The following is a 26,707-nucleotide window of genomic DNA, read 5'->3' as shown; positions in this document are numbered from 1 at the left end:
GTCCGTGCGCAGGCCGGCTGGTGTACGGCACCACGACGTGCTGAACAACGCCCCCCCCCGGGCCCGGCGGGCTTCCGACTCCACGGGCGTACCTGGAGGGCAGGGCACCGACCGGACCGGGGCGAGGCTCGGGCCACAGCGTGGGGGCCACTCGAGGGCCCTCAGTGTGAGCGCGCGGCGCTGGGCGCTCGCTTCTTCGGAGGCCCGTGGTCCGGGGCCGTCGACCGTCTTGCTGTGCGTACGCGCCGAACGGCCGTCCCCGGTTCCCGGGCCTGGTGCGGGTCCGCGCGGGGTCGGCCCGGGTCGGTCAGCCCTGCTTCGTGCCGCCCGCGACCGCGCCGGCGCCGTGCACCGCGTGGCCGCCGAACTGCCGGCGCATCGCCGCGAGAGCCTTGAGCTGGTCGGCGTCCGGCTTGCGGGAGGCGAAGCGGGCGAAGAGGGCGGCGGTCATGGCGGGCGCGGACACGGAGAGGCGTACCGCCTCCTCGACCGTCCAGCGGCCCTCGCCCGAGTCGTCGACCCGGCCGGATAGGGTGGCGAGGCCCGGGTCCTCTTCCAGAGCACGCACCAGGAGGTCGAGCAGCCAGGAGCGGACGACCGTGCCGTGCCGCCAGGAGGCGAGCACCTTGGGCACGTCGGGCACGTACTCGCTGGCCTCCATCAGTTCGTAGCCCTCGGCGAGCGCCTGCATCATGCCGTACTCGATGCCGTTGTGGACCATCTTGGAGTAGTGACCGGCGCCGACCGGGCCCGCGTGGCACAGCCCGTCCTGGTCGGGGGCGAGCGACTCCAGCAGCGGCCAGATGCGCTCCACGTGTTCGTCCTGGCCGCCGCACATCACCGCGTAACCGTTCTCGCGGCCCCAGACGCCGCCGCTGACGCCGCAGTCGACGTAGCCGATGCCGTGCTCGGCGAGCATCCGGGCGTGCTCGGTGTCGTCGCTGAAGCGGGAGTTGCCGCCCTCGACGATCACGTCACCGGGGGACAGCAGTTCCGCGAGCTGTCGCAGGGCCTCGCGGGTCGGGTCGCCCGAGGGGAGCATCAGCCACACCACGCGGGGTCCGGCGAGCTTCGCGACGAGTTCCTCCAGGGAGTCGGCGTCGCGGTCGGGAGAGGTGCGGCTGTAGCCGAGCACCTCGTGACCGCGGTCCCGCCAGCGGGCGGCCATGTTGCCGCCCATGCGTCCCAGGCCGACGATTCCTACCTGCATGTGTCTTCAGTCCTTCGTGGGGTGTTCGGGGGAGTGGAGCGAGCCGTCGCGCAGCAGACCGAGGACGACGCTGTTGTCCAGGTCGCCGAGGCCCTGGGCCTCGATGGCCGTGTACAGCTCGGCGACGGTCGTGGAGAGCGGCAGCGTGACGTGGACGTCGGTGGCACTGTCCAGGACGAACCCGAGGTCCTTGTGGAGGTAGCGGGCCGGGCCGGAGGGGGTGAAGTCGCCCTCGGCCAGGTGATGCCGCTTCTGGGCGAGCACCTCGGAGGAGGCGAGGCCGCCGGACAGTACGTCGAGCAGTGCGGCTGGTTCGAGGCCGCCGCGCTCACCGAGCAGGACGGCCTCGGCGAGGGCGACCAGGGTTCCGGCGACGACGAGTTGGTTGCAGGCCTTGGCGAGGGAGCCGGCGCCGGTGTCGCCCAGGCGCCGTACGGTCGAGCCCATCGCCTCCAGGTGCGGGCGGATCCGGGCGACCGCCTCCGCCGGGCCCCCGGCCATGATCGACAGGGTGGCGTCGCGGGCACCGGTCACCCCGCCGCTGACAGGGGCGTCGACGACCGTGATGCCGTGCGGCCGCAGCTTCTCGGCCAGGGCGCGCACCGCGACGGGGGAGACGGTCCCCATGACGACCAGGGTGTCCATGACCGGCCGTCCGGAGCGCAGTCCGTCCGGGCCGTCCAACAGCTCGATCACCTGGGGGAGGTCGGGGAGCATGGTGAGGACGACGGGTGCGGCGGCGGCCACCTGCTCGGGGCTGTCGGCCGTACGGCAGCCGGCGGCCGCGGCGGCCTCCCGCGGGGGCCGGCTGCGGTTCCAGGCGAGGACGTCGAAACCGGCCCTGGCGACGTTCGCCGCCATGGGCAGTCCCATCGCGCCGAGCCCCAGGAAGCCGACGGTGCCGGTGCCGGTCTCGGCGACGCTCACGTGCCTGCTCCTGCAGTGGCGTCCAGGCGAGCCGTCAGCTCGGCGAGCCGTTCGGTCAGCCGGGGGCTGTCGACCACATCCCGGTTGACGACGAAGGGCGGTACGCGGCCCGCCGCCACCTCCAGCACGGCCCGGACCGCGCTGCCGCCGTTCCCGGCGGACATCTCGTCCGTCCAGGCCAGGGCGTGCGGGCTGAGCACGACGTTGTCCATGCCCAGCAGCGGGTTGTCGAGGGCAGGCGGCTCGCTCTCGAACACGTCGAGTCCGGCGCCCCTGATACGCCGTACCCGCAGCGCCTCGATCAGCGCGGCCTCGTCGACGATGGGTCCGCGGGCCACATTGAGGAGGACGGCCGTGGGCTTCATCAGGGACAGCCGTCGCGCGTCGACGAGATGACGGGTCTCCTCCGTCAGCGCGCACATGACGATCACGGCGTCGGCCTCCGTCATCACGGTGTCGACGTCCGCTAGCCGTACGCCGAGCTGGGCGGCGGTCTCCGGCGGGCAGTACGGGTCGTACGCCACGAGGTCGACCTCGAACGGCCGCAGCAGTCCGACCAGGTCGCGGGCCGTGTTGCCGAGGCCGATCAGCCCGATCCGGCGGCCGGTGAGCCCGAGGCCCATCCACTGTTCCTTCTCGGCCCAGCGCCCCTCCCGTACCAGCCGGTCCTTGGCGGTCACGTTGTGCAGCACGGCGAGCAGGAGGGTGAGGGCGGCCGTGGAGACCGGGCGCCGGGCGCCGTCGGGGGTGATGGTCACCAGGGCGCCGTTGCGGGTGCACGCGTCGAGGTCGACGGCGTCGTAGCCGACGCCGAAGCGGGCGAAGAGCAGTGGTGAGCGGACGGCGCCTTCGAAGGTGCGCGCCGTGACGGCGGGGCCGGCGAACAGAACGGCGTCCAGGCCGTCGACGTCGCTCCCGAGGAGTTCCCCGGTGTCGCGCGGCAGGTAGTGCCAGTCGACCCCGGCGGCGTCGAGTTCGCCGAGCCGGATGTCGCCCCACACGTTGCGGCCGTCCGCGTCCAGGAAGTCCCGGCTGACGCCGACTCTGAACCCCAGGGCGCTCATCACAGCACCGCGATCGGGTTGACGGGCGAGCCCGTGCCGCCGGGGACGTTGAGCGGGGCCACGACGAACAGGAACTCGTAGCGGCCGGCCTGCGCGCAGGCGGCGGAGAGCGCTTCGAGGTCGAGGTTGTCCAGCAGCGGCACGCCCATGGCGGTGATCGCGAGGGCGTGCACGGGGGAGTGCAGCCCTTCGACCGGCGAGGGCCGTACATCGCTGTCGCCGTCGCCGCCGAGCAGGGCGATCCCGCGTTCGGCGAACAGCGGCATGGCGTCCACGTGGAAGCCGGCGCTGGCGTTGTCCGGGTTCCAGGCGCCGAGTTCGGCGCGGCGCCGGAAGTGGCCGGAGCGCAGCAGGACCGCGTCGCCGTCGCCGATGGTGATGCCGAGGGCCTTCTCGGCGGCGATGACGTCTTCGGCGTGCACGGCCCGGCCGGGCTCCAGCCAGTCGGTGCCGAGGACGGCGGGCATGTCGATCAGTACGCCCTTGGTGACCAGCGGGCCGAGCGCGGAGACCGCCCCGAACCGGGCGCCGCCCGAGTCGACGACCTCGCGTGCGGTGCGGCCGTCGTAGAGCTGTCCGCGGTAGGCGATGTGGGAGAGCGCGTCGAGGTGGCTGACACCCTTGCCGTGGTAGTCGACGGCGATGAAGTCCTTGTGGCAGGACGGTTCGGGGGCCTCGACGTCACCGAGGTCGGACATGTAGTGGAGGGCGGGCTTGCCGTTGTCCGGGCCGGGCGCCGTGTTCCACGGCAGTGCCGTGGGGACGGTGGTGCCGGTTCGGACCAGGGCGGTGGCACGGCGCGCGTGCTCGGGGGTGACCCGGTTCCAGGCGCCGCGGTCGGCGTCGGCCGGGGCCCAGTGGCCCCAGGTGCTCAGCTCGTCGAAGAGGGTGTCGAACTGGGCACGGGACAGGACGGGTCCGTTGTCCGGTTCGCCGCCGGAGGCGTCGTCGCCGGGGGTGGGGGGAGATGGATCGTGCGGGCTGCTGCTCATCTGCTGCTCAGCGCTCCAAGGCTCGCAGGGTGTCGTCGGCCGGCCCGGAGGGCGCGCTACGGTCGAGTGGTCCCGAGGGGATGCGGAGAATCTCGACGGCAAAGCGTGCGCCGACGGCATTGTCGTTCGGGGGCACACGAGAGACAATAACCAATATGCTGAACGACGAACAGAATGATGGGTGGAGTTGCTGGTGAGCGCAAGTGACCCGGGTAGTCTCGTTCCCGCAGTGACGCGGGCCGTGGCCATCCTCGACGCACTCGGCGAGGCAGAGGGGCGCCCGCTGTCGGTGAGTGAGATCGCTCGCGCCCTGGGCCTGCCGAAGTCCTCGACGGGCAATCTGTGCGCCTCCCTGGAGGCGGCCGGCATGATCGCGCGCAACGGCTCGGGCTTCAGTCTGGGACGCAAGCTCGTCGAGCTGGGTGGCCGCTACCTGGCCACCGTCGATCAGCTGCGCGACTTCTACGAGCTGTGCCGGCGCAGTACCCACATCTCGCGGGAGACCGCGCGGGTGGCCGTACTCGACGGCCTGGACGTCCTCTACCTGGGGCGTTACGACGGTACGCAGCCGCTGCGGCTGACCGCCAACATCGGCGACCGCTTCCCGGCGAACTGCACGGCCACCGGCAAGGCCATCCTGTCCACACTGGATCCGGCGGTGGCCGAGGACCGGCTGCGAGGCCGACCCCTGACCGCGCTGAGCGAGCGGTCCATCACCTCCGTGCCCGCCCTGATGGCGGACCTGGCCGAGGCCAGGGAGCGCGGCTACGCGATCGACGACGAGGAGGCCACGGCGGGCATCCTCTGCCTCGCCGTACCGGTCAACGGCTTCCGTACGGACTCGGCACCCTTCGCGATCAGCGTCACCGTGCTCAAGGCCCGGCTCGACGACGAGTTCCGTGAAGCCCTGCTGAAGGACCTGCGGGCCATCGCGGCGGGTCTGGAGAACCCCATGCTTCCGCAGGGGGCGCCGCCCCGCGGCTGAGGTTCCAGGGCTTGTCCACGCCCTCTTCGGTGTCACCCACGGCGGCCGTACGGAGATCTCTCCGTACGGCCGCCGTAACTTTGAGGCAATAAAAACCGGCAGAGCCATTGACCAACATGTTGGTAGCTGTACAGGATTCTGGTCGAGCCGACGGAATGGTCCTCGGCTGGCAGATCCCTTCGGAGAAGTCCGTGTATGACGCTCCCGATGACACAGCTGACACAGAAGACACAGCTTCACACCGGCCCCTGGTGAGCATCCGGGGGTTGCGCAAGCGATTCGGCGGCACTCTCGCCCTCGCCGACGTCGACCTCGACCTTCACTCGGGCAGCGTTCTCGCCCTATTGGGTCACAATGGTGCCGGTAAGTCCACACTGATCAAGGTCCTCGCCGGGGTGTACCGAGCGGACCAGGGCGAGGTCACCGTCGCGGGCCACCCGCTCGGCACCGACGCCGCCTCCGCGGAGATGTCCTTCATCCACCAGGACCTCGGTCTGGTCGAGTGGATGACGGTCGCCGAGAACATCGCCCTCGGCACCGGCTACCCGCGCCGCGCCGGCCTCGTCTCCTGGCGGCAGGTCCGCCGGCGCAGCACCGAGGCACTGGACATCGTCGCCGGTCACCTGGACCCGGATGCCAGGGTCGCCGACCTCACCCGCGCCGAACGGTCCCTCGTCGCCATCGCCCGCGCCCTGTCCACCCGGGCCCGGCTCATCGTCCTCGACGAACCCACCGCGAGCCTGCCCGCCGCGGACTGCGCCCGCCTCTTCGACGTCCTGCACACCCTGCGCGACCGGGGGCACGGCATCGTCTACGTCAGCCACCGACTCGACGAGGTCTACCAGGTCGCCGACAGCTTCGCCGTCCTGCGCGACGGTCACCTCATCAGCGAGGGCCGCCTCGCCGACCACGGCCCGGACCGCATCGTGCGCGACATCGTCGGGCACGAGGCGGACAGCCACCACCCGGAGCCCGGCCCCAAGGCACCCACCGGCGAGGCCCCGACCGTGCTGAGCCTCACCGGCGTCACCACCGACGGCGCGGGCCCCATCGACCTGGAGGTGCGCGCCGGGGAGGTGCTCGGCATGGTCGGCCTCACCGGCGCCGGCCACATGGACATCGGCCGTGCCCTCGCCGGCTCCCGGCCGATCCACGACGGCGAGGCACTGCTCGACGGCAGGCCCTACCGGCCCGGCTCACCCGCCGCGGCCGTCGACGCGGGCATCGGCTTCGTCACCAGCAACCGCCAGGAGGAGGGCTGCGCCCTCGAACTCACCGTCAGGGAGAACTTCCTGGCCAACCCGCGGGCCGACAGCCGCTCCCCGTGGCGCTGGATCAGCCCGTCACGCGAGCGTGCCACCGCGCAATCGCTGGTCGAACGGTTCGGCGTACGCCCGGCCAACCCCGAGGCACCCATCGCGACCCTCTCCGGCGGCAACCAGCAGAAGGTCATGATCGGCCGCTGGCTGCGCCTCAGCAGGCGCGTCGTGATCCTGGAGGAGCCGACCGCGGGAGTCGACGTCGGAGCCAAGGCGGAGATCTACCGCCTGCTCGACGACGCGCTCGCCCAGGGACTCGCCGTCCTCCTCATCTCCACCGACTTCGAGGAAGTCGCCGACGTGTGTCACCGCGCCCTGGTCTTCGTACGGGGCCACGTGACCGCCGAACTCAGCGGTGAGGCCCTCACCGTCACCGAACTCACGCACGCCGCGTCGGCCATGCCGGCGCTGACCGGAACGGCGGACAACTGATGGCCACCGAGACCGAATCCCCCCGTGGGCAGGCCGACCACGGCAAGAGCGCACAGCGGGACGGTGCCGCCGGGGGCGGAGCCCGCAGGGAAACTCCCCCAGGGGCGCACAAGCAGAAACCCGGCAGGACCGACAAGAGCACCGGCAGCGGCTCCATGGCCGCCCGGCTGCGCGGTGGCCACCTCATCGGCACCTACGGCCTGTTCGGCCTGACCCTCCTGCTGTTCGTGATCTTCGCGCTGGCCCTGCCGGACACCTTCCCGACGATGGACAACGCCTCGTCGATCCTGTCCAACCAGTCGATCCCCGCGATCCTCGCCCTCGGCGCGATGATCCCCATCGTCACCGGCAAGTTCGACCTCTCCGTCGGCTACGGACTCGGCTTCGCCCACGTCCTGGCCATGCAGCTCATCGTGAACAGCGGCTGGCCCTGGCCGATCGCCTGCGTCGCCGTCATCCTCGGCGGCGGCATCGTCGGCGTACTCAACGGCCTGCTGGTGGAGTTCGCCAAGATCGACTCCTTCATCGCCACCCTCGGCACCGGCAGCCTCCTGTACGCCTGCACCGGCTGGATCACCGACGGCGCCCGGATCGTCCCCGGCCCGCACGGCCTGCCCCCGGCCTTCACCGACCTGTACGACTCCGAGTTCCTCGGTCTGCCGGTCCCCGCCTTCTACGTCCTCGCGCTCGCCGTGGTGCTCTGGCTGCTGCTGGAGCGCCTGCCGCTCGGCCGCTACCTGTACGTCATCGGCTCCAACGCCCGCGCCGCCGACCTCGTCGGCATCCCCACCCGCCGGTACGGCATCTACGCCTTCGCCGGTTCCGGACTCGTGGTCGGCTTCGCGGGCGTCCTGCTCGCCGCGCAGCAGCAGATCGGCAACCCGAGCGTCGGCATGGACTACCTGCTGCCCGCCTTCGTCGGCGCCCTGCTCGGCTCCACCGCCATCAAACCGGGCCGCGCCAACGCCGCCGGAACCGTCGTCGCCGTCGCCATCCTCGCCATCGGCCTGGCCGGCATCCAGCAGCTCGGCGCCGAGTTCTGGGCGACCTCCCTCTTCAACGGCGGCACACTGCTCCTCGCCGTCGGCCTGGCCGGCTACTCGGCCCGACGCCGACTGCGCGCCGGTGCCAGCGCCACGCGCCGCTCACTCTCCACGCCGGCCGCGGAACCCACGACGGAGCAACCGACGCCCGCCGTCACCGGTTCGTCCGCCACCGGTGCCTCCGACGGGGACGCGCCGCGCACTCCCTGACCACGACCGAACCCAGGACCGCACCTCCCCTTCCCTCTCCGCCTGCCCGTCACGCCGCCCGCTTGTCGCACGCCCTCAAGGAGCACCGCCGTGTCGTACCACCCCACCCGCAAGGCAACCCTCAGAGCCGTGGCCGCCCTGGCCGTGCTCACCGCTACGGTCGCGGGCTGCACCCGCGGCTCCGACAGCGCCGGCTCCACCACCGTGGGCGGGTCCTCGAAAGCCGGTTGCCCGGCCGTCCTGGCGAAGGCGAAGCAGGCGGTCGCGGGCGCCGAGGCCGTCGACGCCCCCTGGGGCGGACCGACCACCGGCCCCAAGGCCGTCGCCGGCAAGACGATCGTCTACGTCGCCCAGAGCATGACCAACCCCGGAGTCGCGGGCGCCGCCCAAGGCGTCAAGGAGGCCGCCAAGGCCATCGGCTGGACGGTGCGCATCATCGACGGCCAGGGCACCCCGGCCGGCATCCAGGCCGCCGTCAGCCAGGCCGTCGCCGTCAAGCCCGACGGCATCGTCCTGTCCGGCTTCGACCCCAAGTCGACCGCCCAGCAGGTCGCGCAGGCCAACGCCGCCGGCATCCCGCTCATCGGCTGGCACGCCGTGGGCACCCCCGGACCCAGCACGGACCCGAAGCTGTTCAGCAACATCACCACCAAGGTCGAGGACGTCGCGAAGATCAGCGCCGACTGGGTCATCAGCCAGTCCAACGGCCGGGCCGGCGTGGTGGTGTTCACCGACGCCTCCATCCCCTTCGCCAAGGGCAAGTCGGACCTGATCGAGAAGGAGCTCGCCACCTGCTCCGACACCAAGGTGCTGTCCACCTCCAACATCCCGATCGCCGACGCCAGCAGCCGCACCCCGCAGGAGGTCTCCGCGCTGCTCTCCCGCTTCGGCACCAAGTGGACGCACTCGGTGGCCATCAACGACCTGTACTTCGCCGACGCCGCACCCGCGCTGCGGGCGGGCGGCAAGCAGGGCAACGGTGCCCCCTTCAGCATCGGCGCCGGCGACGGCGACCCCTCGGCCTTCCAGCGCATCAACAGCAAGCAGTTCCAGGCGGCCACGGTGCCCGAACCGTTGTCCGAGCAGGGCTGGCAGATCGTCGACGAGTTCAACCGCTCCTTCGCCGGCAAGCCCGCCAGCGGCTACATCGCCCCGGTGCACATCACCACGGCGGCCAACAGCGGCGGCGGCTCCTCCTGGGACCCGAAGGGATACCGCGAGGCGTACCAGAAGCTCTGGGGCAAGTAGGCGACACCGTCGGCCCTGGCACGTCCCTCCCGTCCCTCCCCGGCGGGAGGGACCTTTCCCTCAGCCACGGTCCCCCTTGCTTCCGCCCGTCCGCTCTTCTTCCTTCCGTCCTCACACAGTCACAGGAGCTCACGCGTGAATCCGCACTCGACCGCTGCCGCCTTCGAGTGGACCGAGTTGGACCAGCGGGCCGTCGACACCGCCCGTGTCCTGGCCGCCGATGCCGTACAGAAGGTCGGCAACGGCCATCCCGGTACGGCGATGAGCCTGGCCCCGGCCGCGTACACCCTCTTCCAGAAGGTGATGCGGCATGATCCGGCGGATCCCGACTGGGTCGGCCGGGACCGTTTCGTGCTGTCCGCGGGCCACTCGTCCCTGACCCTCTACACCCAGCTGTACCTGGCCGGTTTCGGCCTGGAGCTGGATGACCTGAAGGCGTTCCGGACGTGGGGTTCCAAGACCCCCGGCCACCCCGAGTACGGCCACACCACCGGTGTGGAGACCACCACCGGCCCGCTGGGCCAGGGTGTGGCGAACGCGGTGGGCATGGCGATGGCCGCCCGCTACGAGCGCGGCCTGTTCGACCCGGACGCCCCCGAGGGCGCCTCGCCGTTCGACCACCACATCTTCGTGATCGCCGGTGACGGCTGTCTGCAGGAGGGCATCTCCGCGGAGGCGTCCTCGCTGGCCGGGCACCAGAAGCTCGGCAACCTGGTGTCCTGCTGTGGGACGACAACCACATCTCGATCGAGGGTGACACCGAGACGGCTGTCTCCGAGGACACCGTCAAGCGCTACGAGGCCTACGGCTGGCATGTGCAGCGGGTGGCACCCAAGCCGGACGGCGACCTGGACCCGCAGGCCCTCCACGACGCCGTCGAGGCCGCCAAGCAGGTCACCGACCGGCCCTCCTTCATCGCGATGCGCTCGATCATCGCCTGGCCGGCGCCGAACGCGCAGAACACCGAGGCCGCGCACGGCTCGGCGCTCGGTGATGACGAGGTCGCCGCCACCAAGCGGGTCCTGGGCTTCGACCCGGAGCAGTCCTTCGAGGTCGCCGACGAGGTCCTCGCACACACCCGGGCGCTGGGTGAGCGGGGCCGGCAGGCCAAGGCCGAGTGGGAGAAGTCCTTCCAGGAGTGGCGCAACAACAACTCCGAGCGGGCCGCCGAGTTCGACCGGATCGCCAAGGGCGAACTGCCGAAGGGCTGGGAGGAGAAGATCCCGGTCTTCGAGGCGGGCAAGGGTGTCGCCACCCGCGCCGCGTCCGGCAAGGTGCTCCAGGCGCTGGGCGCGGTGATCCCGGAGCTGTGGGGCGGCTCGGCCGACCTGGCCGGCTCCAACAACACCACCATCGACAAGACGAGCTCCTTCCTCCCGGCGGACAACCCGCTGCCGGAAGCGCAGCCGTACGGCCGCACGATCCACTTCGGCATCCGCGAGCACTCCATGGCCGCGGAGATGAACGGCATCGCCCTGCACGGCAACACCCGCATCTACGGCGGCACCTTCCTCGTCTTCTCCGACTACATGCGCAACGCCGTACGCCTGTCCGCGCTCATGCACCTGCCGGTCACCTACGTGTGGACGCACGACTCCATCGGCCTGGGCGAGGACGGCCCCACCCACCAGCCCGTCGAGCACATCGCGTCCCTGCGCGCCATCCCCGGCCTGAACGTGGTCCGCCCGGCCGACGCCAACGAGACCGCGATCGCCTGGCGCGAGATCCTGCGCCGCTACACCAAGGTGTTCGGCAAGGGCGCCCCGCACGGTCTGGCGCTGACCCGTCAGGGCGTGCCGACGTACGAGCCCAACGAGGACGCGGCCAAGGGCGGTTACGTCCTGTTCGAGGCCTCCACGGGGACGCCCGAGGTGATCCTGATCGCGACCGGTTCCGAGGTGCACGTGGCCGTCGAGGCGCGCGAGCAGCTCGAAGCCGACGGTGTGCCGACGCGGGTCGTGTCCATGCCGTCCGTGGAGTGGTTCGAGGAGCAGGACCAGGGGTACCGGGACAGCGTCCTGCCGCAGGCGGTCAAGGCGCGGGTCGCGGTCGAGGCCGGCATCGGACTCACCTGGCACAAGTACGTGGGCGACGCCGGTCGCATCGTTTCCCTGGAGCACTTCGGTGCTTCGGCCGACGGCAAGGTGCTCTTCCGCGAGTTCGGCTTCACTGCGGAGAATGTGGCTGCCAAGGCCAGGGAATCCATCACCGCCGCCCAGCGCTGACGCTCATATACGACACGTAGGAGATGCAATTTCCATGACAGACGCACTCAAGCGCCTCTCCGAGGAAGGCGTGGCGATCTGGCTGGACGACCTGTCGCGCAAGCGGATCACGTCCGGCAACCTCGCCGAGCTGATGGACCAGCAGCACGTCGTGGGCGTCACCACCAACCCGTCGATCTTCCAGAAGGCGATCTCCCAGGGCGACGGCTACGACCAGCAGCTGTCGGACCTGGCCGCCCGCAAGGTCACGGTCGAAGAGGCCATCCGCATGATCACGACGGCGGACGTCCGTGACGCCGCCGACATCCTGCGCCCGGTCTTCGACGCCACCGGCGGACAGGACGGCCGGGTCTCCATCGAGGTCGACCCGCGCCTGGCCCACAACACGCACGCGACCGTCGCCGAGGCCAAGCAGCTCGCCTGGCTGGTCGACCGGCCCAACACGCTCATCAAGATCCCGGCCACCCGGGCGGGGATCCCGGCGATCACCGAGGTCATCGGCCTCGGCATCAGCGTCAACGTCACGCTGATCTTCTCGCTGGAGCGCTACCGCGAGGTCATGGACGCCTTTGTCGCCGGCCTGGAGAAGGCCAAGGCAGCGGGTCTGGACCTGTCGAAGATCCACTCCGTGGCGTCCTTCTTCGTGTCCCGTGTGGACACCGAGATCGACAAGCGGATCGACGCGCTCGGCACCCCCGAGGCCAAGGCCGCCCGCGGCAAGGCGGGCGTCGCCAACGCGCGTCTGGCCTACCAGGCGTACGAGGAGGTCTTCTCCTCCGACCGCTGGAGCCCGCTGGAGAACGCCGGCGCGAACAAGCAGCGCCCGCTGTGGGCGTCGACCGGCGTGAAGGACAAGGCGTACAAGGACACTCTGTACGTCGACGAGCTGGTGGCGCCGAACACGGTGAACACCATGCCGGAGGCGACCCTGTTCGCCACCGAGGACCACGGTGAGATCCGCGGCAACGCCGTGGCCGGCACCTACGAGCAGGCCCGCGCCGAACTCGACGCGGTCGAGAAGCTCGGGATCGGCTACGACGAGGTGGTCCAGCTGCTGGAGGACGAGGGCGTCGAGAAGTTCGAGGCGTCCTGGAACGACCTGCTCAAGTCGACCGAGGCGGAACTTCAGCGCCTCGCCCCTTCGGAGGGCTGAACTCTTGTCGAGCAGCAACCCGCTGCGTGACCCCGCCGACCGACGGCTCCCGCGTATCGCGGGGCCGTCGGGCCTGGTCATCTTCGGCGTCACGGGCGATTTGTCACGAAAGAAGCTCATGCCCGCCGTGTACGACCTAGCGAACCGGGGTCTGTTGCCGCCGGGTTTCTCGCTGGTCGGTTTCGCCCGGCGTGAGTGGCAGCACGAGGACTTCGCGCAGGAGGTCCACGACGCCGTCAAGGAGCACGCCCGTACGCCGTTCCGCGAGGAGGTCTGGCAGCAGCTCATCCAGGGGATGCGCTTCGTGCAGGGCACCTTCGACGACGACGAGGCGTTCGAGCGGCTGCGCGGCACGATCGAGGAGCTGGACAAGGCTCAGGGCACGGGCGGCAACTTCGCCTTCTACCTCTCCGTGCCGCCGTCCGCCTTCCCGGTGGTCATCCAGCAGCTGAAGAAGCACGGGCTGGCCGACCAGTCGAGCGGCTCCTGGCGGCGCGCGGTGATCGAGAAGCCGTTCGGCCACGACCTGAAGTCGGCCGAGGAGCTCAACGCCACGGTCGAGGAGGTCTTCGCCCCGGACCAGGTCTTCCGCATCGACCACTACCTGGGCAAGGAGACCGTCCAGAACATCCTGGCGCTCCGCTTCGCCAACACGATGTTCGAGCCGATCTGGAACCGGTCCTTCGTGGACCACGTGCAGATCACCATGGCCGAGGACATCGGCATCGGCGGCCGGGCCGGCTACTACGACGGCATCGGCGCCGCCCGTGACGTCATCCAGAACCACCTGCTCCAGCTGATGGCCCTCACCGCCATGGAGGAGCCCGCCTCCTTCGACGCGGACGCGCTGGCCGCGGAGAAGACCAAGGTGCTCGGCGCGGTGCGACTACCGAAGGACCTGGGCCGTGACACCGTCCGCGGACAGTACGCGGCCGGCTGGCAGGGCGGCGAGAAGGTCATCGGCTACCTCCAGGAAGACGGCATCAACGCCGAGTCGAAGACCGACACGTACGCGGCCATCAAGCTGGAGGTGGACAACCGCCGCTGGGCGGGCGTCCCCTTCTACCTGCGCACCGGCAAGCGCCTGGGCCGTCGGGTCACCGAGATCGCGGTCGTCTTCCAGCGGGCCCCGCACTCCCCCTTCGACCACACGGCGACGGAGGAGCTCGGCAAGAACGCGATCGTCATCCGCGTCCAGCCCGACGAGGGCGTCACGGTCCGCTTCGGCTCCAAGGTGCCGGGCACCTCGATGGAGATCCGGGACGTGTCCATGGACTTCGCCTACGGCGAGTCCTTCACGGAGTCCAGCCCCGAGGCGTACGAGCGGCTCATCCTCGACGTCCTGCTCGGCGACTCGAACCTCTTCCCGCGCACCGAGGAGGTCGAGTTGTCCTGGAAGATCCTCGACCCGATCGAGGTGTACTGGGACCAGCACGGCAAGCCCGCCCAGTACCAGGCCGGCACCTGGGGCCCCGGCGAGGCGGACGACATGCTCGAGCGAGACGGACGGAGCTGGCGCCGGCCATGAAGATAGACCTCACGGACACCACGGCCAGCAAGATCAACAAGGCGCTGGTGCAGGGCCGCCGAGCCATCGGCACACCGGCCGTCGGCATGGTGCTCACGCTGGTCATCGTCACGGACGAGGAGAACGCGTACGACGCCCTGAAGGCCGCCAACGACGCCTCGCACGAGCATCCCTCGCGCACGCTCGTGGTCATCCGGCGCGTCTCGCGTTCGCCCCGCGACCGTACGCAGTCCCGACTCGACGCCGAGGTCAGGGTGGGCGTGGAGGCGGGCACCGGCGAGACGGTCGTCCTGCGGCTGTACGGCGAGGTCGCGAACCACGCCCAGTCGGTCGTCCTGCCGCTGCTGCTGCCGGACGCCCCGGTGGTGGTCTGGTGGCCGGTGAACGCGCCCCTGGACCCGGCGGGCGACGCGCTGGGCGCCCTCGCCCAGCGCCGGGTCACCGACACCTACGCCTCCGAGCAGCCGGTACGGGAACTCGGCGCCCGCGCCGACGCCTACACGCCCGGCGACACCGATCTCTCGTGGACCCGCATCACGCCCTGGCGCTCGATGCTGGCCGCGGCCCTGGACCAGGTCACCTGCGAGGTCGAGGCCGTCGAGGTGGAGGGCGAGGAGTTCAACCCGAGCTGTGAGCTGCTGGCGATGTGGCTCGCGGACCGGCTGGACGTACCGGTGAAGCGGTCACTGTCGTCGGGCCCCGGCCTCACCGCGGTCCGCATGAACACCGACTGCGGCCCGATCGTCCTGGACCGTGCCGACGGCTCCCTCGCAACCCTCTCCATCGAGGGCCAGCCGGACCGTGCGGTCGCGCTCAAGCGGCGCGAGACGGCCGAGCTGATCGGGGAGGAGCTGCGGCGGCTGGACCCGGACGACACGTACGCCTCGGCGCTGCGCTTCGGCGTGGACCGGCTGCACGTGTCCCACGGCAAGGGTGCCAAGTCACCCGGCGGAGAGCCCGTCCAGGAGAAGACCGACGCTGCCGAGGGACCGGTGGCCAAAGGAGAAGCTGCCGCGGTCCCCGCTCCCGTCGAAACGGCTGCGAAAGCACCCGCGAAGGAAGCGGCGGCGCAGGCTCCGGTGAGGAAGGCGGCGGCGAAGTGAGCACTCCGCAACTGGTCGTGCACCACGACAAGGAGCTGATGGCCCAGGCCGCCGCGGCCCGCCTGATCACGAAGATCGTGGACGCGCAGGCCTCCCGGGGCTCGGCGTCCGTGGTCCTCACCGGCGGCCGCAACGGCAACGGCCTGCTGGCCGCGCTCGCCGCCGCGCCCGCCCGGGACGCCATCGACTGGGGCCGCCTGGACCTGTGGTGGGGCGACGAGCGGTTCCTGCCCGAGGGCGACCCGGAGCGCAATGTCACGCAGGCCCGCGAGGCCCTGCTGGACTCCGTGCCCCTGGACCCGAAGCGCGTGCACGCCATGCCCGCGTCGGACGGGCCGTACGGCGCCGACGCGGACGCGGCTGCCGCCGCCTACGCGGAGGAGCTGGCCCGGGCGGCCGGCCCCGAGAACCACGGTGCCGCTCCGACCTTCGACGTCCTCATGCTGGGCGTCGGCCCGGACACCCATGTGGCCTCGCTGTTCCCGGAGCTGCCCGCGGTACGGGAGACCGAGCGCACGGTCGTCGGCGTCCACGGGGCCCCGAAGCCCCCGCCGACCCGCGTCACCCTGACCCTCCCCGCGATCCGCGCCGCCCGCGAGGTCTGGCTCCTCGCGGCCGGTGAGGACAAGGCACAGGCCGCGGCGATCGCCCTGTCGGGTGCGGGCGAGATCCAGGCCCCGGCTGCGGGCGCGTACGGCAGGCAGCGCACCCTGTGGCTGCTGGACTCGGCGGCGGCCTCACAGCTGCCGAGGTCGTTGTACCCGCCGGCGTCGGCCTGACCTCCGCTGCCCGGAAAGCCCCAGGCGACCTGCCTGGGGCTTTCCGCTGTCCTGATGCCTCACGGGCCCGTGCTCACTGCCTGTCGCGCAGCTCCCGGTACGTCGCCACCAGGGCCTTCGTGGACGCGTCCAGGTCCGCCACGTCGGCGCCCTCGGTGAGCGCGGGTTCGACACGCTTGGCGAGGACCTTGCCGAGTTCGACGCCCCACTGGTCGAAGGAGTCGATGTTCCAGACGGCGCCCTGGACGAACACCTTGTGTTCGTAGAGCGCGATGAGCTGGCCGAGGACCGACGGGGTCAGTTCGCGGGCGAGGATCGTCGTCGTGGGGTGGTTGCCCTGGAAGGTCTTGTGCGGGACCAGTTCCTCGGGCACACCCTCCGCGCGCACCTCGTCGGGCGTCTTGCCGAACGCCAACGCCTGCGTCTGCGCCAAGAAGTTGGCCATCAGCAGGTCGTGCTGGGCCACCAGCCCCGGCGGGAGGTCGGCGACGGGCTCGGCGAAGCCGATGAAGTCCGCCGGGATCAGCTTCGTGCCCTGGTGGATCAACTGGTAGTACGCGTGCTGCCCGTTGGTGCCCGGCGTGCCCCACACGACCGGCCCGGTCTGCCAGTCGACCGGGTTGCCGTCGCGGTCCACCGACTTGCCGTTGGACTCCATGTCCAACTGCTGGAGGTAGGCGGTGAACTTGGACAGGTAGTGGCTGTAGGGCAGCACCGCGTGCGACTGGGCCTCGTGGAAGTTGCCGTACCAGATGCCCAACAGGCCCAGCAGCAGAGGCACGTTGGACTCGGCGGGGGCGGTGCGGAAGTGCTCGTCGACGAGGTGGAAGCCGTCCAGCATCTCCCGGAAGCGGTCCGGCCCGACGGCGATCATCAGCGAGAGGCCGATCGCCGAGTCGAAGGAGTACCGGCCGCCCACCCAGTCCCAGAACTCGAACATGTTCGCCGTGTCGATGCCGAACTCCGCCACCTTCTCGGCGTTCGTCGACAGCGCCACGAAGTGCCGGGCCACGGCCTCCTGCTCTGCCTTGAGCTCGGTGAGCAGCCAGTTGCGCGCGGACGTCGCGTTCGTGATCGTCTCGATCGTGGTGAACGTCTTGGAGGCGATGACGAACAGCGTCTCGGCCGCGTCCAGGTCGCGGACGGCCTCGTGCAGGTCGGCCCCGTCCACGTTCGACACGAAGCGGACCGTGAGGTCGCGGTCGGTGTACGCGCGCAGCGCCTCGTAGGCCATCGCGGGGCCCAGGTCGGAGCCGCCGATGCCGACGTTGACCACGTTCCTGATGCGCCTGCCGGTGTGGCCGGTCCAGGCGCCGGAGCGGACGCGCTCGGCGAAGTCGGCCATCTTGTCGAGGACGGCGTGCACGCCCGGCACGACGTTCTCCCCGTCGACCTCGATCACCGCGCCGCGCGGCGCCCGCAGCGCGGTGTGCAGCACCGCCCGGCTCTCGGTGGTGTTGATCCTCCCGCCACGGAACATGGCGTCCCGGAGACCGAAGACGTCGGTCGCGGCGGCCAGCTCGCGCAGCAGCCGCAGGGTCTCGTCGGTGACGAGGTGCTTGGAGTAGTCGACGTACAGGTCACCGACCTGCACCGTGTACCCGCTGCCGCGCCCCGGGTCGGCGGCGAACAGCTCGCGCAACTGCACCTCGCCGAGCTCCTCGCGGTGCTCGGCCAGAGCGGTCCACTCGGGCGTCTGGTTGAGCCTGGTACGGCCGTCTGTGTTCATGTCGGACTTCAGCCCTCTTTCCTACCTGTCCCTGCCGGTCCCAACCTAGTTGATCAGCGCGTGACGGGACCCGTCCTGACGCCGTCGCCCGGCGCAACAACAGGTACGTCCCGCTTGCCCACGGGTATCAACGAGGTCACGGCGAGGGCGAAGAGGACGGCACCCAGCAGGGCGGGCGCGTTCAACCCGAAGGCCCCCGCCACGGTTCCGCCGAGCAGGGCGCCGAGCGGCGCTCCGGACGTCGAGGCCGTGCGGAAGGCGGCGGCGATGCGGCCCACCATGGCCTCGGGACTGCGCTGCTGCATCAGCGTGACCTGGTTGACGTTCCACACCATGTTCATGGCGCCGAGCAGCAGCATGCCCGCCATGAGCGCGGCCAGGTGGCGGACGGTTCCCATCAGGAGCAGGGACGCCGTCTGGACGCATCCGGCCAGGAGCAGGGCGCGCGCCCTTCCGGTCCGGCGCGCCACACTCTGGGCGACGAAGCCGCCGGCGATGCTGCCGATGGAGAACGCCGTCAGCACGGCGGCGTACTCCGCCTCATCCCCGTGCAGCCAGCGCGTCACGTGCAGGACCAGCGTGGCGATCAGGGCGCCCACGCCGATGTTGCAGAGCAGAGTGGCAACACAGGTCGCCCGCAGCACGCGATCGTGCCACAGCGCGCGCAGGCCCTGGCCGATCTCCGCGCGGAGAGTGCTGCCGGCCGGGCGCGGCTCCCGGTCGGGCGGCGTCACCCGCAGCGATGCCACGAGGGCGGCGGCCAGCAGATAGGTGCTCGCGTCGGCCGCGAACGGCATGGCCACGCCGGCCGTCAGCAGCAGCGGCACCAACGGGGCCGCCAGCAGGCCGCCCGCGAGCTGTTGCCCGGTCATCAGCCGGGCGTTGGCGCTGCCGAGGACCGCGCGGTCCACCAGGGAGGGCAGCAGCGCGGTGGACGCGTTGTCGAAGAGTGTCTGAAGCGTGGTCAGGGTGAAGGCGAGCACGAGCAGCAGGGGGATCGAGGCGTGCCCGAAGCCGACGGCGAGCGCGAAGCAGGCGACGAGCAGCCCTCGTACGGTGTCGACGGCCCACATCGCCCGGCGCTGGTCCACCCGGTCGGCGACGGCCCCGCCGAGCAGCCCGAACAGCAGCCAGGGCACATAGCCGCAGGCGGTGACGGACGCGATGACGAGGGGATCGTGGGTGAGCCGCACGGCGAGCAGGGGCAGCGCCGCGTTGCGCAGCGCGTCGCCGAACCGCGACACCACGGCCGCGGTCCACAACCGCCCGAATCCCCCACGCCATGCGGGCGCACCCACGCCCGGCACGTCGACCGTCGCCACAGTCCCCCCTCACGATTCGCCTGTGCACAAACCGTAGAGGGCACCACTGACAATCGGCCTCGGCGCGACAGCCTGCCCGCGGGGCGCCGAACAAGTCCGGCCGGGCATCCACGGATGCCCGGCCGGCTCTCAATTCCTAGATTTCGCCCCGCAGTTTGGCGAGCGCCTCTGCGAGGATCGCCTCGCCGTCCGCGTCGCTGCGCCGCTCCCTTACATAGGCGAGGTGCGTCTTGTAGGGCTCGGTGCGCGGCGGGTCCGGCGGGTTGTCCCGGTCCTGGCCTGCTGGAAAGCCGCAGCGCGGGCAGTCCCAGGTTTCGGGAACCTGCGCGTCGCTGGCGAAGCTGGGCACTGTTTCGTGCCCGTTGGAGCACCAGAAGGAGATGCGCAGCCGGGGCGCGGACTCGCCCCGCTCGGCCTCGCCCATCGGCCCCGCCCCGACCCGGCTTCCTCGGATCGCGTTGCCACTTGCCACGGTCGTAACTCCCTGCGTGATGGTGCCGCAAAGCGAGTCGGCGTTTCGCTTCACTGCGAGCGCCTCAGTCTACGTAAGGCCCAACGCGCGTCCAGTGGTTGGAGTTACAGCTCCCACACAAGACGCAAGCCCCATGATAGGCCGCGCTGAGATGCGCGTACCGAACATGGGGCCTTACGTGCGGAATGGGTGGTGCTGCGTGTCCGGCGCTGATCAGTTGTTCGCCTTCATCAGGAGGCCGAGCACGACAATGCACGCGAACCACAGCAGACCGACCACCACGGTGATGCGGTCGAGGTTGCGCTCGGCGACCGAGGAGCCGCCGACGGACGACTGCATGCCGCCACCGAACATGTCGGAGAGGCCGCCGCCCTTGCCCTTGTGCATCAGCACCAGCAGCATCATCAGCAGGCTGAAGACGATCAGGGCGATCGAGAACCCCATAACCACGGCTGGACCAACTTCCTCGGATCTGGATAGACGACGGGGGCACAGCCACAGCGCTGTGCCCCCGCAAGAGTACGACGTTCCGCTGCTACCGCATACTCACTGGTCGCGGAAGCGCGCGATCTTGACGAACTCGTCGGCGTCCAGCGAGGCACCGCCGACCAGGGCGCCGTCGATGTCGGCCTGGGCCATGATCTCGGCGACGTTGCCGGACTTCACGGAGCCGCCGTACTGGATGCGGACCTTGTCGGCCAGCTCCTGCGTGTAGAGCTCGGCGATCTTGCCGCGGATGGCCGCGCAGACCTCCTGGGCGTCCTCCGCACCGCAGACCTTGCCGGTGCCGATGGCCCAGACCGGCTCGTAGGCGATCACGACGGACTCGGCCTGCTCGGCCGGAACGCCCCCCAGGCCGCCCTCGACCTGGCTGAGCGTGTGGGTGACGTGGTTGCCCGCCTCGCGGACCTCCAGTTCCTCGCCGACGCACAGGATCGGGGTCAGGCCGTGCTTGTAGGCGGCCTTGACCTTGGCGTTCACCAGTTCGTCGGTCTCGTTGTGGTACTGGCGGCGCTCGGAGTGGCCGATCGCCACGTACGTGCACTTCAGCTTGGCCAGCATCGAGCCGGAGATCTCACCGGTGTAGGCACCGGAGTCGTGCGCCGAGATGTCCTGGGCGCCGTACTTGATCTTGAGCTTGTCGCCGTCGACCAGGGTCTGCACGGAGCGCAGGTCGGTGAAGGGCGGCAGGACGGCGACCTCGACGGCGTCGTAGTCCTTGTCGGCCAGGGCGAAGGCGAGCTTCTGGACGTGGGCGATGGCCTCGAGGTGATTGAGGTTCATCTTCCAGTTGCCCGCCATCAGCGGCGTGCGCCCCGATGAAATAGATGCAGCCATTAAGGGTCAGTCCTCCAGTGCGGCGAGCCCGGGGAGCGTCTTGCCCTCGAGGTATTCGAGGGAGGCGCCGCCGCCGGTCGAGATGTGGCCGAATGCGTTCTCGTCGAAGCCCAGGATGCGGACGGCCGCGGCGGAGTCGCCACCGCCGACGACCGTGAAGCCCGGGGAGTCGAGGAGGGCCTGGGCGACCGCCTTGGTGCCCTCGGCGTAGTCGGGGTGCTCGAAGACGCCCATGGGGCCGTTCCAGAAGACGGTGGCGGCGTCGGCGAGCTTCGAGGCGTACAGCTTGCGGGTCTCCGGGCCGATGTCCAGGCCCAGCTGGTCGGCGGGGATGGCGTCCGCGGCGACGGTGTGGGGGTTCCCGGGCGCCTTGGTCTTCAGGTCCGGGAAGTCGGTGGAGGTCAGCACGTCGACGGGGAGGACCAGCTCGACGCCGTTCTTCTGCGCCCGCTCGATGTACTCCTGGACGACCGGGATCTGGTCCTCCTGGAGGAGGGAGGCGCCGACCTCGTAGCCCTTGGCCTTGAGGAAGGTGAACACCATGCCGCCGCCGATGAGGAGGCGGTCCGCCTTGCCGAGCAGCTGGTCGATGACGGCCAGTTTGTCGGAGACCTTGGAACCGCCGAGGGCGACGACGTAGGGCCGCTTGACGTCCTCGGTGAGCTTCTTCAGGACGCCGACCTCGGTGGCGATGAGGTAGCCGGCCGCGTGCGGCAGACGGGCCGGGAGGTCGAAGACCGAGGCGTGCTTACGGTGCACCGCGCCGAAGCCGTCACCCACGTACACGTCCGCGAGGGCGGCGAGCTGGTCGGCGAAGGCACCGCGCTCGGCGTCGTCCTTGCTCGTCTCGCCGGCGTTGAAGCGCAGGTTCTCGATGACGGCGACCCCGCCGTCACCGAGGCCGGCCACGGTCGACCTGGCGGACTCGCCGACCGTGTCCGTCGCGAAGGCCACCTCGGCGCCGAGGAGTTCCCCCAGGCGGGCGGCGGCCGGCCCGAGCGAGAAGGCCGGGTCCGGGGCGCCCTTGGGGCGGCCCAGGTGCGAGGCGACGACCACCCGGGCGCCCGCCTCGGCCAGGGCCTTGACGGTGGGCAGGACGGCGCGGATGCGGCCGTCGTCGGTGATCGTGGTGCCGTCCAGCGGCACGTTCAGGTCGGCGCGGACGAAGACCCGCTTGCCCGCGACGCCTTCGGCGAGAAGTTCGTCGATCGTCTTCATTGAGGGAACTCCTGGGGAGGGCTCGTGATGCTCATGATCGTAAGAGGGCTGGTCTGTACGTGAGTCAGGGCTCGGGCAGCGCGTCCCTGCGCTGCCCGAGCCCTGCTCTCACATCAAAGTGCCTGCTCTGTTGATCAGAGCTGGTTGCCGACGAAGACCGTCAGGTCGACGAGGCGGTTGGAGTAACCCCACTCGTTGTCGTACCAGCCGAGGATCTTCACCGAGTTGCCCTCCTGGACCATGGTCAGGGAGGAGTCGAAGGTGCAGGAGGCCGGGTCGCCGACGATGTCCGAGGAGACGATCGGGTCCTCGGTGTAGGTCAGGTAGCCCTTGAGGTCGCCGTCGTCGGAGGCCTTCTTGAACGCGGCGTTGACCTCGTCCTTGGTGACCTCGCGCTGCAGCGTCACGACAAGGTCGGTGGCCGAGCCGGTCGGGACCGGGACGCGCATCGCGATGCCGTCCAGCTTGCCCTTGAGCTGCGGGAGGACCAGGGCGGTGGCCTTGGCGGCACCCGTCGTGGTCGGGATGATGTTCTCGGCTGCGGCGCGGGCGCGGCGCAGGTCCGAGTGCGGGAAGTCCAGGATGCGCTGGTCGTTCGTGTACGCGTGGACCGTCGTCATCAGGCCCTTGACGATGCCGAAGTTCTCGTCGAGAACCTTGGCCATCGGCGCCACACAGTTGGTGGTGCAGGAGGCGTTGGAGATGACGTGGTGGTTCGCCGCGTCGTACTTGTCCTGGTTGACGCCCATCACGATGGTGATGTCCTCGTCCTTGGCCGGAGCCGAGATGAGGACCTTCTTGGCACCGCCGGTGATGTGCTTCTCGGCGTCGGCCTTCTTGGTGAAGATGCCGGTCGACTCGATGACGATGTCGACGCCGAGGTCGCCCCACGGGATGTCGGCGGGGTTGCGCTCGGAGAGCACCTTGATCGTCTTGCCGTCGACGGTGATCGTGTCGGCGGTGTGCGACACCTCGGCCTTCAGGCGGCCCAGGATGGTGTCGTACTTGAGCAGGTGAGCGGTGGTCGCGGTGTCACCCAGGTCGTTGACAGCCACGATCTCGATGTCAGCACCCTGCTCCAGCAGCGCGCGGAAGTAGTTACGACCGATGCGGCCAAAGCCGTTGATGCCTACGCGGATCGTCACGAAACCGATCTCCTCGTTGGTACGCCGGGTTCGACTCCGGCGAGCTGTATGGGATGTCCCCGACCGCCTACGACCCTACCCCCCTGAGCCCTGCGGAGTGACATCGAGATGACCCATACACGGCAGTGCGGTCCGTACCCGCCAGTAGGGGTACGGACCGCCCTGGCCCGAAGGTTGGATCACCCGATCTGATCACGAAGGATCACACGGTGTTGACCGGGCGCGTTCACCCGTCGAGGGCCGCGAGTGCCTTCTTCATCAGAGTCGTCCGCTCGGCCGTCGAGGCGACGTGTTCCAGGCCGAAGCCCAGCAGCACGGTGTCGTCCGTGGTGACCGCTCCGTACGTCTGGAAGAGCGCCCCGGTGCGGGCCCAGTCCTTGAGGACGGCCGGGCTGCCCGCGGGCGGTCCGGACACGCTCCAGACGCCCAGCGACGTCTCGAAACCCTCGGTCTGGCCGACGGTGCCGCCGCCGACCAGCGAGGCCTCGTCGGCGAGGACGCCGTGGCCGCCGCTGCCCGGGTCGGTGACGTAGCTGATCGAGACCTCGACCGACTTGCCGGCGTACGCGCTCAGGTCGAAGTTCACCTGCTGCCAGCCGCTGGAAGCGCCGGTGAGGGCGTTCCACGAGCCCGTGGTGCCGGTCGCGGTGCAGCCGCCGGACGCCACGGTCAGGTAGTGCTCGAGCTGGGGGTGCTCGCCCACGTAGTACCCGGCCGTGCAGTCCTCCGGTACGGCGGTACTACTGGCGCCGCCCGCCTCCGGGAGCGTGGTCCAGTCGTCGGCCCCGGTGGTGTGGGCCTCGACCAGCACGTTGTCGTAGCCGGGCTCGGTGTCCCACAGCAACTGCGTGCGCAGGGTGGGCGTGTCGGCCGCGCTCACCCCGGTGAGGTCGACGGTCCGGGTGAGTCGCTTGTAGGCGTCGTCGGTGTGGACGGCGGCGGCCATGGAGGAGCCCGCGTACGGCCCGTACGGGTTGACCGTCCCGGCGAACTGACCCGCGCCCGCACTCGCGAACTGCGGGTACTTGTCCGCCGGCAGCTCGTCGGACGTCACTCCGTACGTTCCGGCCCGGTCCAGCGGGTTTCCGGCCGCGGGGCCGAGCTCGCCGGTGAGACCGCCGAGCTCGCCGGAGCCGGTGAAGCCGGTGGCCCCGGGGGTCGACGTACGCGTGTAGGCGCCCAGGTAGTACTGACTGAAGTCGTTCGACAGGGTGCCGCCGCCGAGGTCGACGCTGCCGCCGGCCAGCTCGCCCGCCTCCACCAGCTTGCCGCCCTCGTTCAGGAAGGCACGCAGCTGCAGCTGGGTGGCGACGCCCGGCGTGCTCGCGCCGGTGTAGTGGACGACGGTGTCGAAGTGACTCAGCACGCCGAGCGCGTCGGGCGCGCCCTGCGCGGCGACGTCCCACACCAGCGCCTTGTGGCCGTTCGCCTTCAGCGCGTCGACGTACGTCTGCGCCTGCGTGGCGGCCGCGCCCTCCTCGGCGACCACGAGCACGTCCGCCCTGGGGCGTTCGGCGACCGTGTAGGTGAAGTGCTCGCTGGAGACGGCCTTCCCGCTCCTCGTCTCGCCGGTGAACCACACCTCGACCTTGTCGCCGGGCTCGCCGTCCTGGACCTTGGTCCGGTACTCGTCGAAGTAGAGGTTGTCCTCACCCCCGTACGTCTCGCCGCCCTTCCAGGGCTTGAGCGCCATGTCCCACGTACGGCCGCCGTTGACGCGGTACTTGAGCTCCTTGTCGCGCACCGACTTGCGTACGACGACCGAGACCTCCTGGTCCGCTCCTCGGGAGTACGACGTCGAGAACGCGGCCGGGGTGAATTCGGCGGCGCTCAGGCCGGCCGCGGACTTCGGCTGGTCGGGCTTGGCCGCGGACTCGGCGAGGGAGAGCGCGAACGGGATGTTCTTGGCGAACTCCTGCTGGATCAGCTTCTCGTCGTCCGGGAAGGTGAAGATCGACAGGCAGTCGGCCGGCTCCCAGGCGTCGTTCGGGTCGACGCTCGACGCGGTCTGGCAGGTCGACATCTCGGGGGTGAACATCGCCATGCCGTTGACGTTGGCCGCGTGGCCGTCGGCCTCGCCGTTGGTGGTGTACAGCTCCGAGGACACCTGCGGGTGGTAGCCCGGGATCGCGGAGTTCTCCGGGGTGCCGGCGAGTGCTTCGTAGAGCACGTCGTCCGGGGTGGTGGTGGCGACCTGCCAGCCGACTCCGTAGAGGAGGAGTTCGGCGGCGGAGTGGTAGTTGATGCCGTACGTGAAGCCGATCCGCTTCTGGAAGGCGTCCAGGGCCTGGGTCTCGGGCTCGGAGCCCGGGGCGGTGCCGCGGTAGGTCTGGCTGGTGGGGTTGGGGGACGAACCCTCGTCGTCGTAGCCCCACTTGTAGGCGAAGTTGCGGTTGAGGTCGACGCCGTCGCCGGTGGTGATGGCCCCGTCGGCGTTGTTGTCGCGCAGGTTCTTGCGCCACAGGCGGTTGTCGGAGTTCTGGAAGGTGTAGTCGTAGCCGTCGGGGTTGGCCGAGAGCACGAACCACAGCTCGGTCGAGTCGACGAGCTTCTTGATCTTCTTGTCCGTCTTGTAGTTGTCCAGGTAGTGGTGCATCAGCCGGCGGGTCATCTCCGGCGTGATCCACTCGCGTGCGTGCTGGTTGGACAGGTACAGGACGGACGGCTTGGAGCCGTCCTTGGTCTTCTTCGCGCCCTTGGTCATTTTCAGGGCGAGGATGTCCTGGCCGTTGACCGTCCTGCCGATGGAGACGACCTTGGTGAGGTCGGGGTTCTCCTGCCCGGTCCTGACGATCTCCTCCTTCAGACCGCCGCTTCCGCTGTACGGGCGGAACACACCCTCGGCGGCAGCCTCGACGCGGTTCTCGGCCTTGGCGGACAGCTTGTGCTCGGTGAGGTCGACGCCCTGGTCCTCGAGCTTCTCGGCCTCCCGGTCGGTGAGGTAGACCTCGACCGTGGCCTCGCCCTTCTCGGGTACCTGCTCACCCAGTTCGTGGCCGTCCTGGCCGGCCGCCAGCAGCAGGGGTACCTGCTTCTGCGTGACGTCGGCGCGGAAGACCTTGACCTCGTTCGGATCGGGAGAGCCTTCGCTCCCTGCGGCCTGGGCGATGGGTGCGATTCCCGCACCGCCCAGCAGGAGCGCGCCAACAGCGAGGATCGGTCTCGCTTTTCGTCTCATGAACCCCCCTAGCAGTGGTTCGCCACGTCGGCGAACAGATGCCAGGCTCATGTCAGTCGATGATCCAGTCAAGGGTGCCTCAACGAC

The 26,707-nt window shown here is 70.2% G+C and carries 20 protein-coding genes and 1 pseudogene; 9 read left to right on the top strand and 12 right to left on the bottom strand.

What is annotated here, in order from left to right; genetic code table 11:
* Positions 1-307 precede the first annotated feature (307 nt).
* The 4 genes from gnd to ACFWWR_RS34255 are packed head-to-tail and all read right to left on the bottom strand — an operon-like array spanning position 308 to position 4,193.
* Complete coding sequence (gene gnd / locus ACFWWR_RS34270) at positions 308-1,210, bottom strand: phosphogluconate dehydrogenase (NAD(+)-dependent, decarboxylating) (RefSeq protein WP_383878317.1); 903 nt, start codon at positions 1,208-1,210, stop codon at positions 308-310.
* A 6-nt stretch (positions 1,211-1,216) separates the two neighbouring features.
* Positions 1,217-2,137, bottom strand: a complete 921-nt coding sequence (locus tag ACFWWR_RS34265; protein ID WP_383878319.1) for an NAD(P)-dependent oxidoreductase — start codon at positions 2,135-2,137, stop codon at positions 1,217-1,219.
* On the bottom strand, positions 2,134-3,201 hold the full coding sequence (locus tag ACFWWR_RS34260; protein ID WP_383878321.1) for an NAD(P)-dependent oxidoreductase: 1,068 nt from the start codon (positions 3,199-3,201) through the stop codon (positions 2,134-2,136). Before ACFWWR_RS34260 ends, ACFWWR_RS34265 begins: the two co-directional genes overlap by 4 nt.
* Entirely contained in the window at positions 3,201-4,193 is a 993-nt protein-coding gene (locus tag ACFWWR_RS34255) for a cyclase family protein (protein ID WP_383878323.1), read from the bottom strand. Before ACFWWR_RS34255 ends, ACFWWR_RS34260 begins: the two co-directional genes overlap by 1 nt.
* Positions 4,194-4,386: 193 nt before the next feature.
* Here ACFWWR_RS34255 and ACFWWR_RS34250 point away from each other — a divergent pair, with 193 nt between their 5' ends.
* The 9 genes and pseudogenes from ACFWWR_RS34250 to pgl all read left to right on the top strand — a co-directional run bounded on the left by ACFWWR_RS34250 (position 4,387) and on the right by pgl (position 16,218).
* The gene (locus ACFWWR_RS34250; protein WP_383878325.1) at positions 4,387-5,178 is read left to right on the top strand and encodes an IclR family transcriptional regulator; all 792 of its coding nucleotides are present in this window, start codon (positions 4,387-4,389) and stop codon (positions 5,176-5,178) included.
* 191 nt (positions 5,179-5,369) lie between these two features.
* The gene (locus tag ACFWWR_RS34245) at positions 5,370-6,929 is read left to right on the top strand and encodes a sugar ABC transporter ATP-binding protein (protein WP_384307388.1); all 1,560 of its coding nucleotides are present in this window, start codon (positions 5,370-5,372) and stop codon (positions 6,927-6,929) included.
* 155 nt (positions 6,930-7,084) lie between these two features.
* Positions 7,085-8,182 (top strand): ABC transporter permease, encoded by a 1,098-nt coding sequence (locus ACFWWR_RS34240; RefSeq protein WP_383878403.1) that lies wholly within the window; start codon positions 7,085-7,087, stop codon positions 8,180-8,182.
* 129 nt (positions 8,183-8,311) lie between these two features.
* Entirely contained in the window at positions 8,312-9,430 is a 1,119-nt protein-coding gene (locus ACFWWR_RS34235; RefSeq protein ID WP_384307400.1) for a substrate-binding domain-containing protein, read from the top strand.
* 135 nt (positions 9,431-9,565) lie between these two features.
* Positions 9,566-11,655, top strand: a pseudogene (gene tkt, locus ACFWWR_RS34230) (transketolase).
* 34 nt (positions 11,656-11,689) lie between these two features.
* The gene (tal, locus tag ACFWWR_RS34225) at positions 11,690-12,808 is read left to right on the top strand and encodes a transaldolase (RefSeq protein ID WP_383860809.1); all 1,119 of its coding nucleotides are present in this window, start codon (positions 11,690-11,692) and stop codon (positions 12,806-12,808) included.
* A gap of 4 nt (positions 12,809-12,812) precedes the next feature.
* Positions 12,813-14,336, top strand: coding sequence for a glucose-6-phosphate dehydrogenase (zwf, locus tag ACFWWR_RS34220; protein WP_384307386.1), 1,524 nt, complete (start codon positions 12,813-12,815; stop codon positions 14,334-14,336).
* Positions 14,333-15,439: a glucose-6-phosphate dehydrogenase assembly protein OpcA gene (opcA, locus tag ACFWWR_RS34215; protein WP_384307384.1), complete on the top strand. Its 1,107-nt coding sequence runs from the start codon at positions 14,333-14,335 to the stop codon at positions 15,437-15,439. Before zwf ends, opcA begins: the two co-directional genes overlap by 4 nt.
* A complete protein-coding gene (gene pgl, locus ACFWWR_RS34210) occupies positions 15,436-16,218 on the top strand; it encodes a 6-phosphogluconolactonase (protein WP_383860800.1) in 783 nt (260 codons plus the stop codon). Before opcA ends, pgl begins: the two co-directional genes overlap by 4 nt.
* 73 nt (positions 16,219-16,291) lie before the next feature.
* Here the strand turns inward: pgl and pgi are convergent, their stop codons facing one another.
* The 8 genes from pgi to ACFWWR_RS34170 all read right to left on the bottom strand — a co-directional run bounded on the left by pgi (position 16,292) and on the right by ACFWWR_RS34170 (position 26,620).
* Positions 16,292-17,947 (bottom strand): glucose-6-phosphate isomerase, encoded by a 1,656-nt coding sequence (gene pgi, locus ACFWWR_RS34205; RefSeq protein ID WP_384307381.1) that lies wholly within the window; start codon positions 17,945-17,947, stop codon positions 16,292-16,294.
* A gap of 53 nt (positions 17,948-18,000) precedes the next feature.
* Positions 18,001-19,269, bottom strand: a complete 1,269-nt coding sequence (locus tag ACFWWR_RS34200) for an MFS transporter (RefSeq protein WP_384307378.1) — start codon at positions 19,267-19,269, stop codon at positions 18,001-18,003.
* A 136-nt stretch (positions 19,270-19,405) separates the two neighbouring features.
* A complete protein-coding gene (locus ACFWWR_RS34195) occupies positions 19,406-19,741 on the bottom strand; it encodes an RNA polymerase-binding protein RbpA (protein WP_078615979.1) in 336 nt (111 codons plus the stop codon).
* Positions 19,742-19,954: 213 nt separating this feature from the next.
* On the bottom strand, positions 19,955-20,185 hold the full coding sequence (gene secG / locus ACFWWR_RS34190) for a preprotein translocase subunit SecG (protein ID WP_053753335.1): 231 nt from the start codon (positions 20,183-20,185) through the stop codon (positions 19,955-19,957).
* A 102-nt stretch (positions 20,186-20,287) separates the two neighbouring features.
* Entirely contained in the window at positions 20,288-21,043 is a 756-nt protein-coding gene (tpiA, locus tag ACFWWR_RS34185) for a triose-phosphate isomerase (protein WP_384307397.1), read from the bottom strand.
* A gap of 42 nt (positions 21,044-21,085) precedes the next feature.
* Positions 21,086-22,297, bottom strand: a complete 1,212-nt coding sequence (locus tag ACFWWR_RS34180) for a phosphoglycerate kinase (RefSeq protein WP_383860791.1) — start codon at positions 22,295-22,297, stop codon at positions 21,086-21,088.
* Positions 22,298-22,431: 134 nt separating this feature from the next.
* Positions 22,432-23,442, bottom strand: a complete 1,011-nt coding sequence (gene gap / locus ACFWWR_RS34175) for a type I glyceraldehyde-3-phosphate dehydrogenase (RefSeq protein ID WP_307673985.1) — start codon at positions 23,440-23,442, stop codon at positions 22,432-22,434.
* Positions 23,443-23,668: 226 nt separating this feature from the next.
* Positions 23,669-26,620 (bottom strand): M14 family zinc carboxypeptidase, encoded by a 2,952-nt coding sequence (locus ACFWWR_RS34170; protein ID WP_383860788.1) that lies wholly within the window; start codon positions 26,618-26,620, stop codon positions 23,669-23,671.
* Positions 26,621-26,707: the final 87 nt, after the last annotated feature.

It is taken from the genome of Streptomyces sp. NPDC058678, from assembly GCF_042714835.1.
In the GTDB taxonomy this organism is placed as follows: domain Bacteria; phylum Actinomycetota; class Actinomycetes; order Streptomycetales; family Streptomycetaceae; genus Streptomyces.
This window is presented reverse-complemented; position numbering and strand designations above follow the sequence as displayed.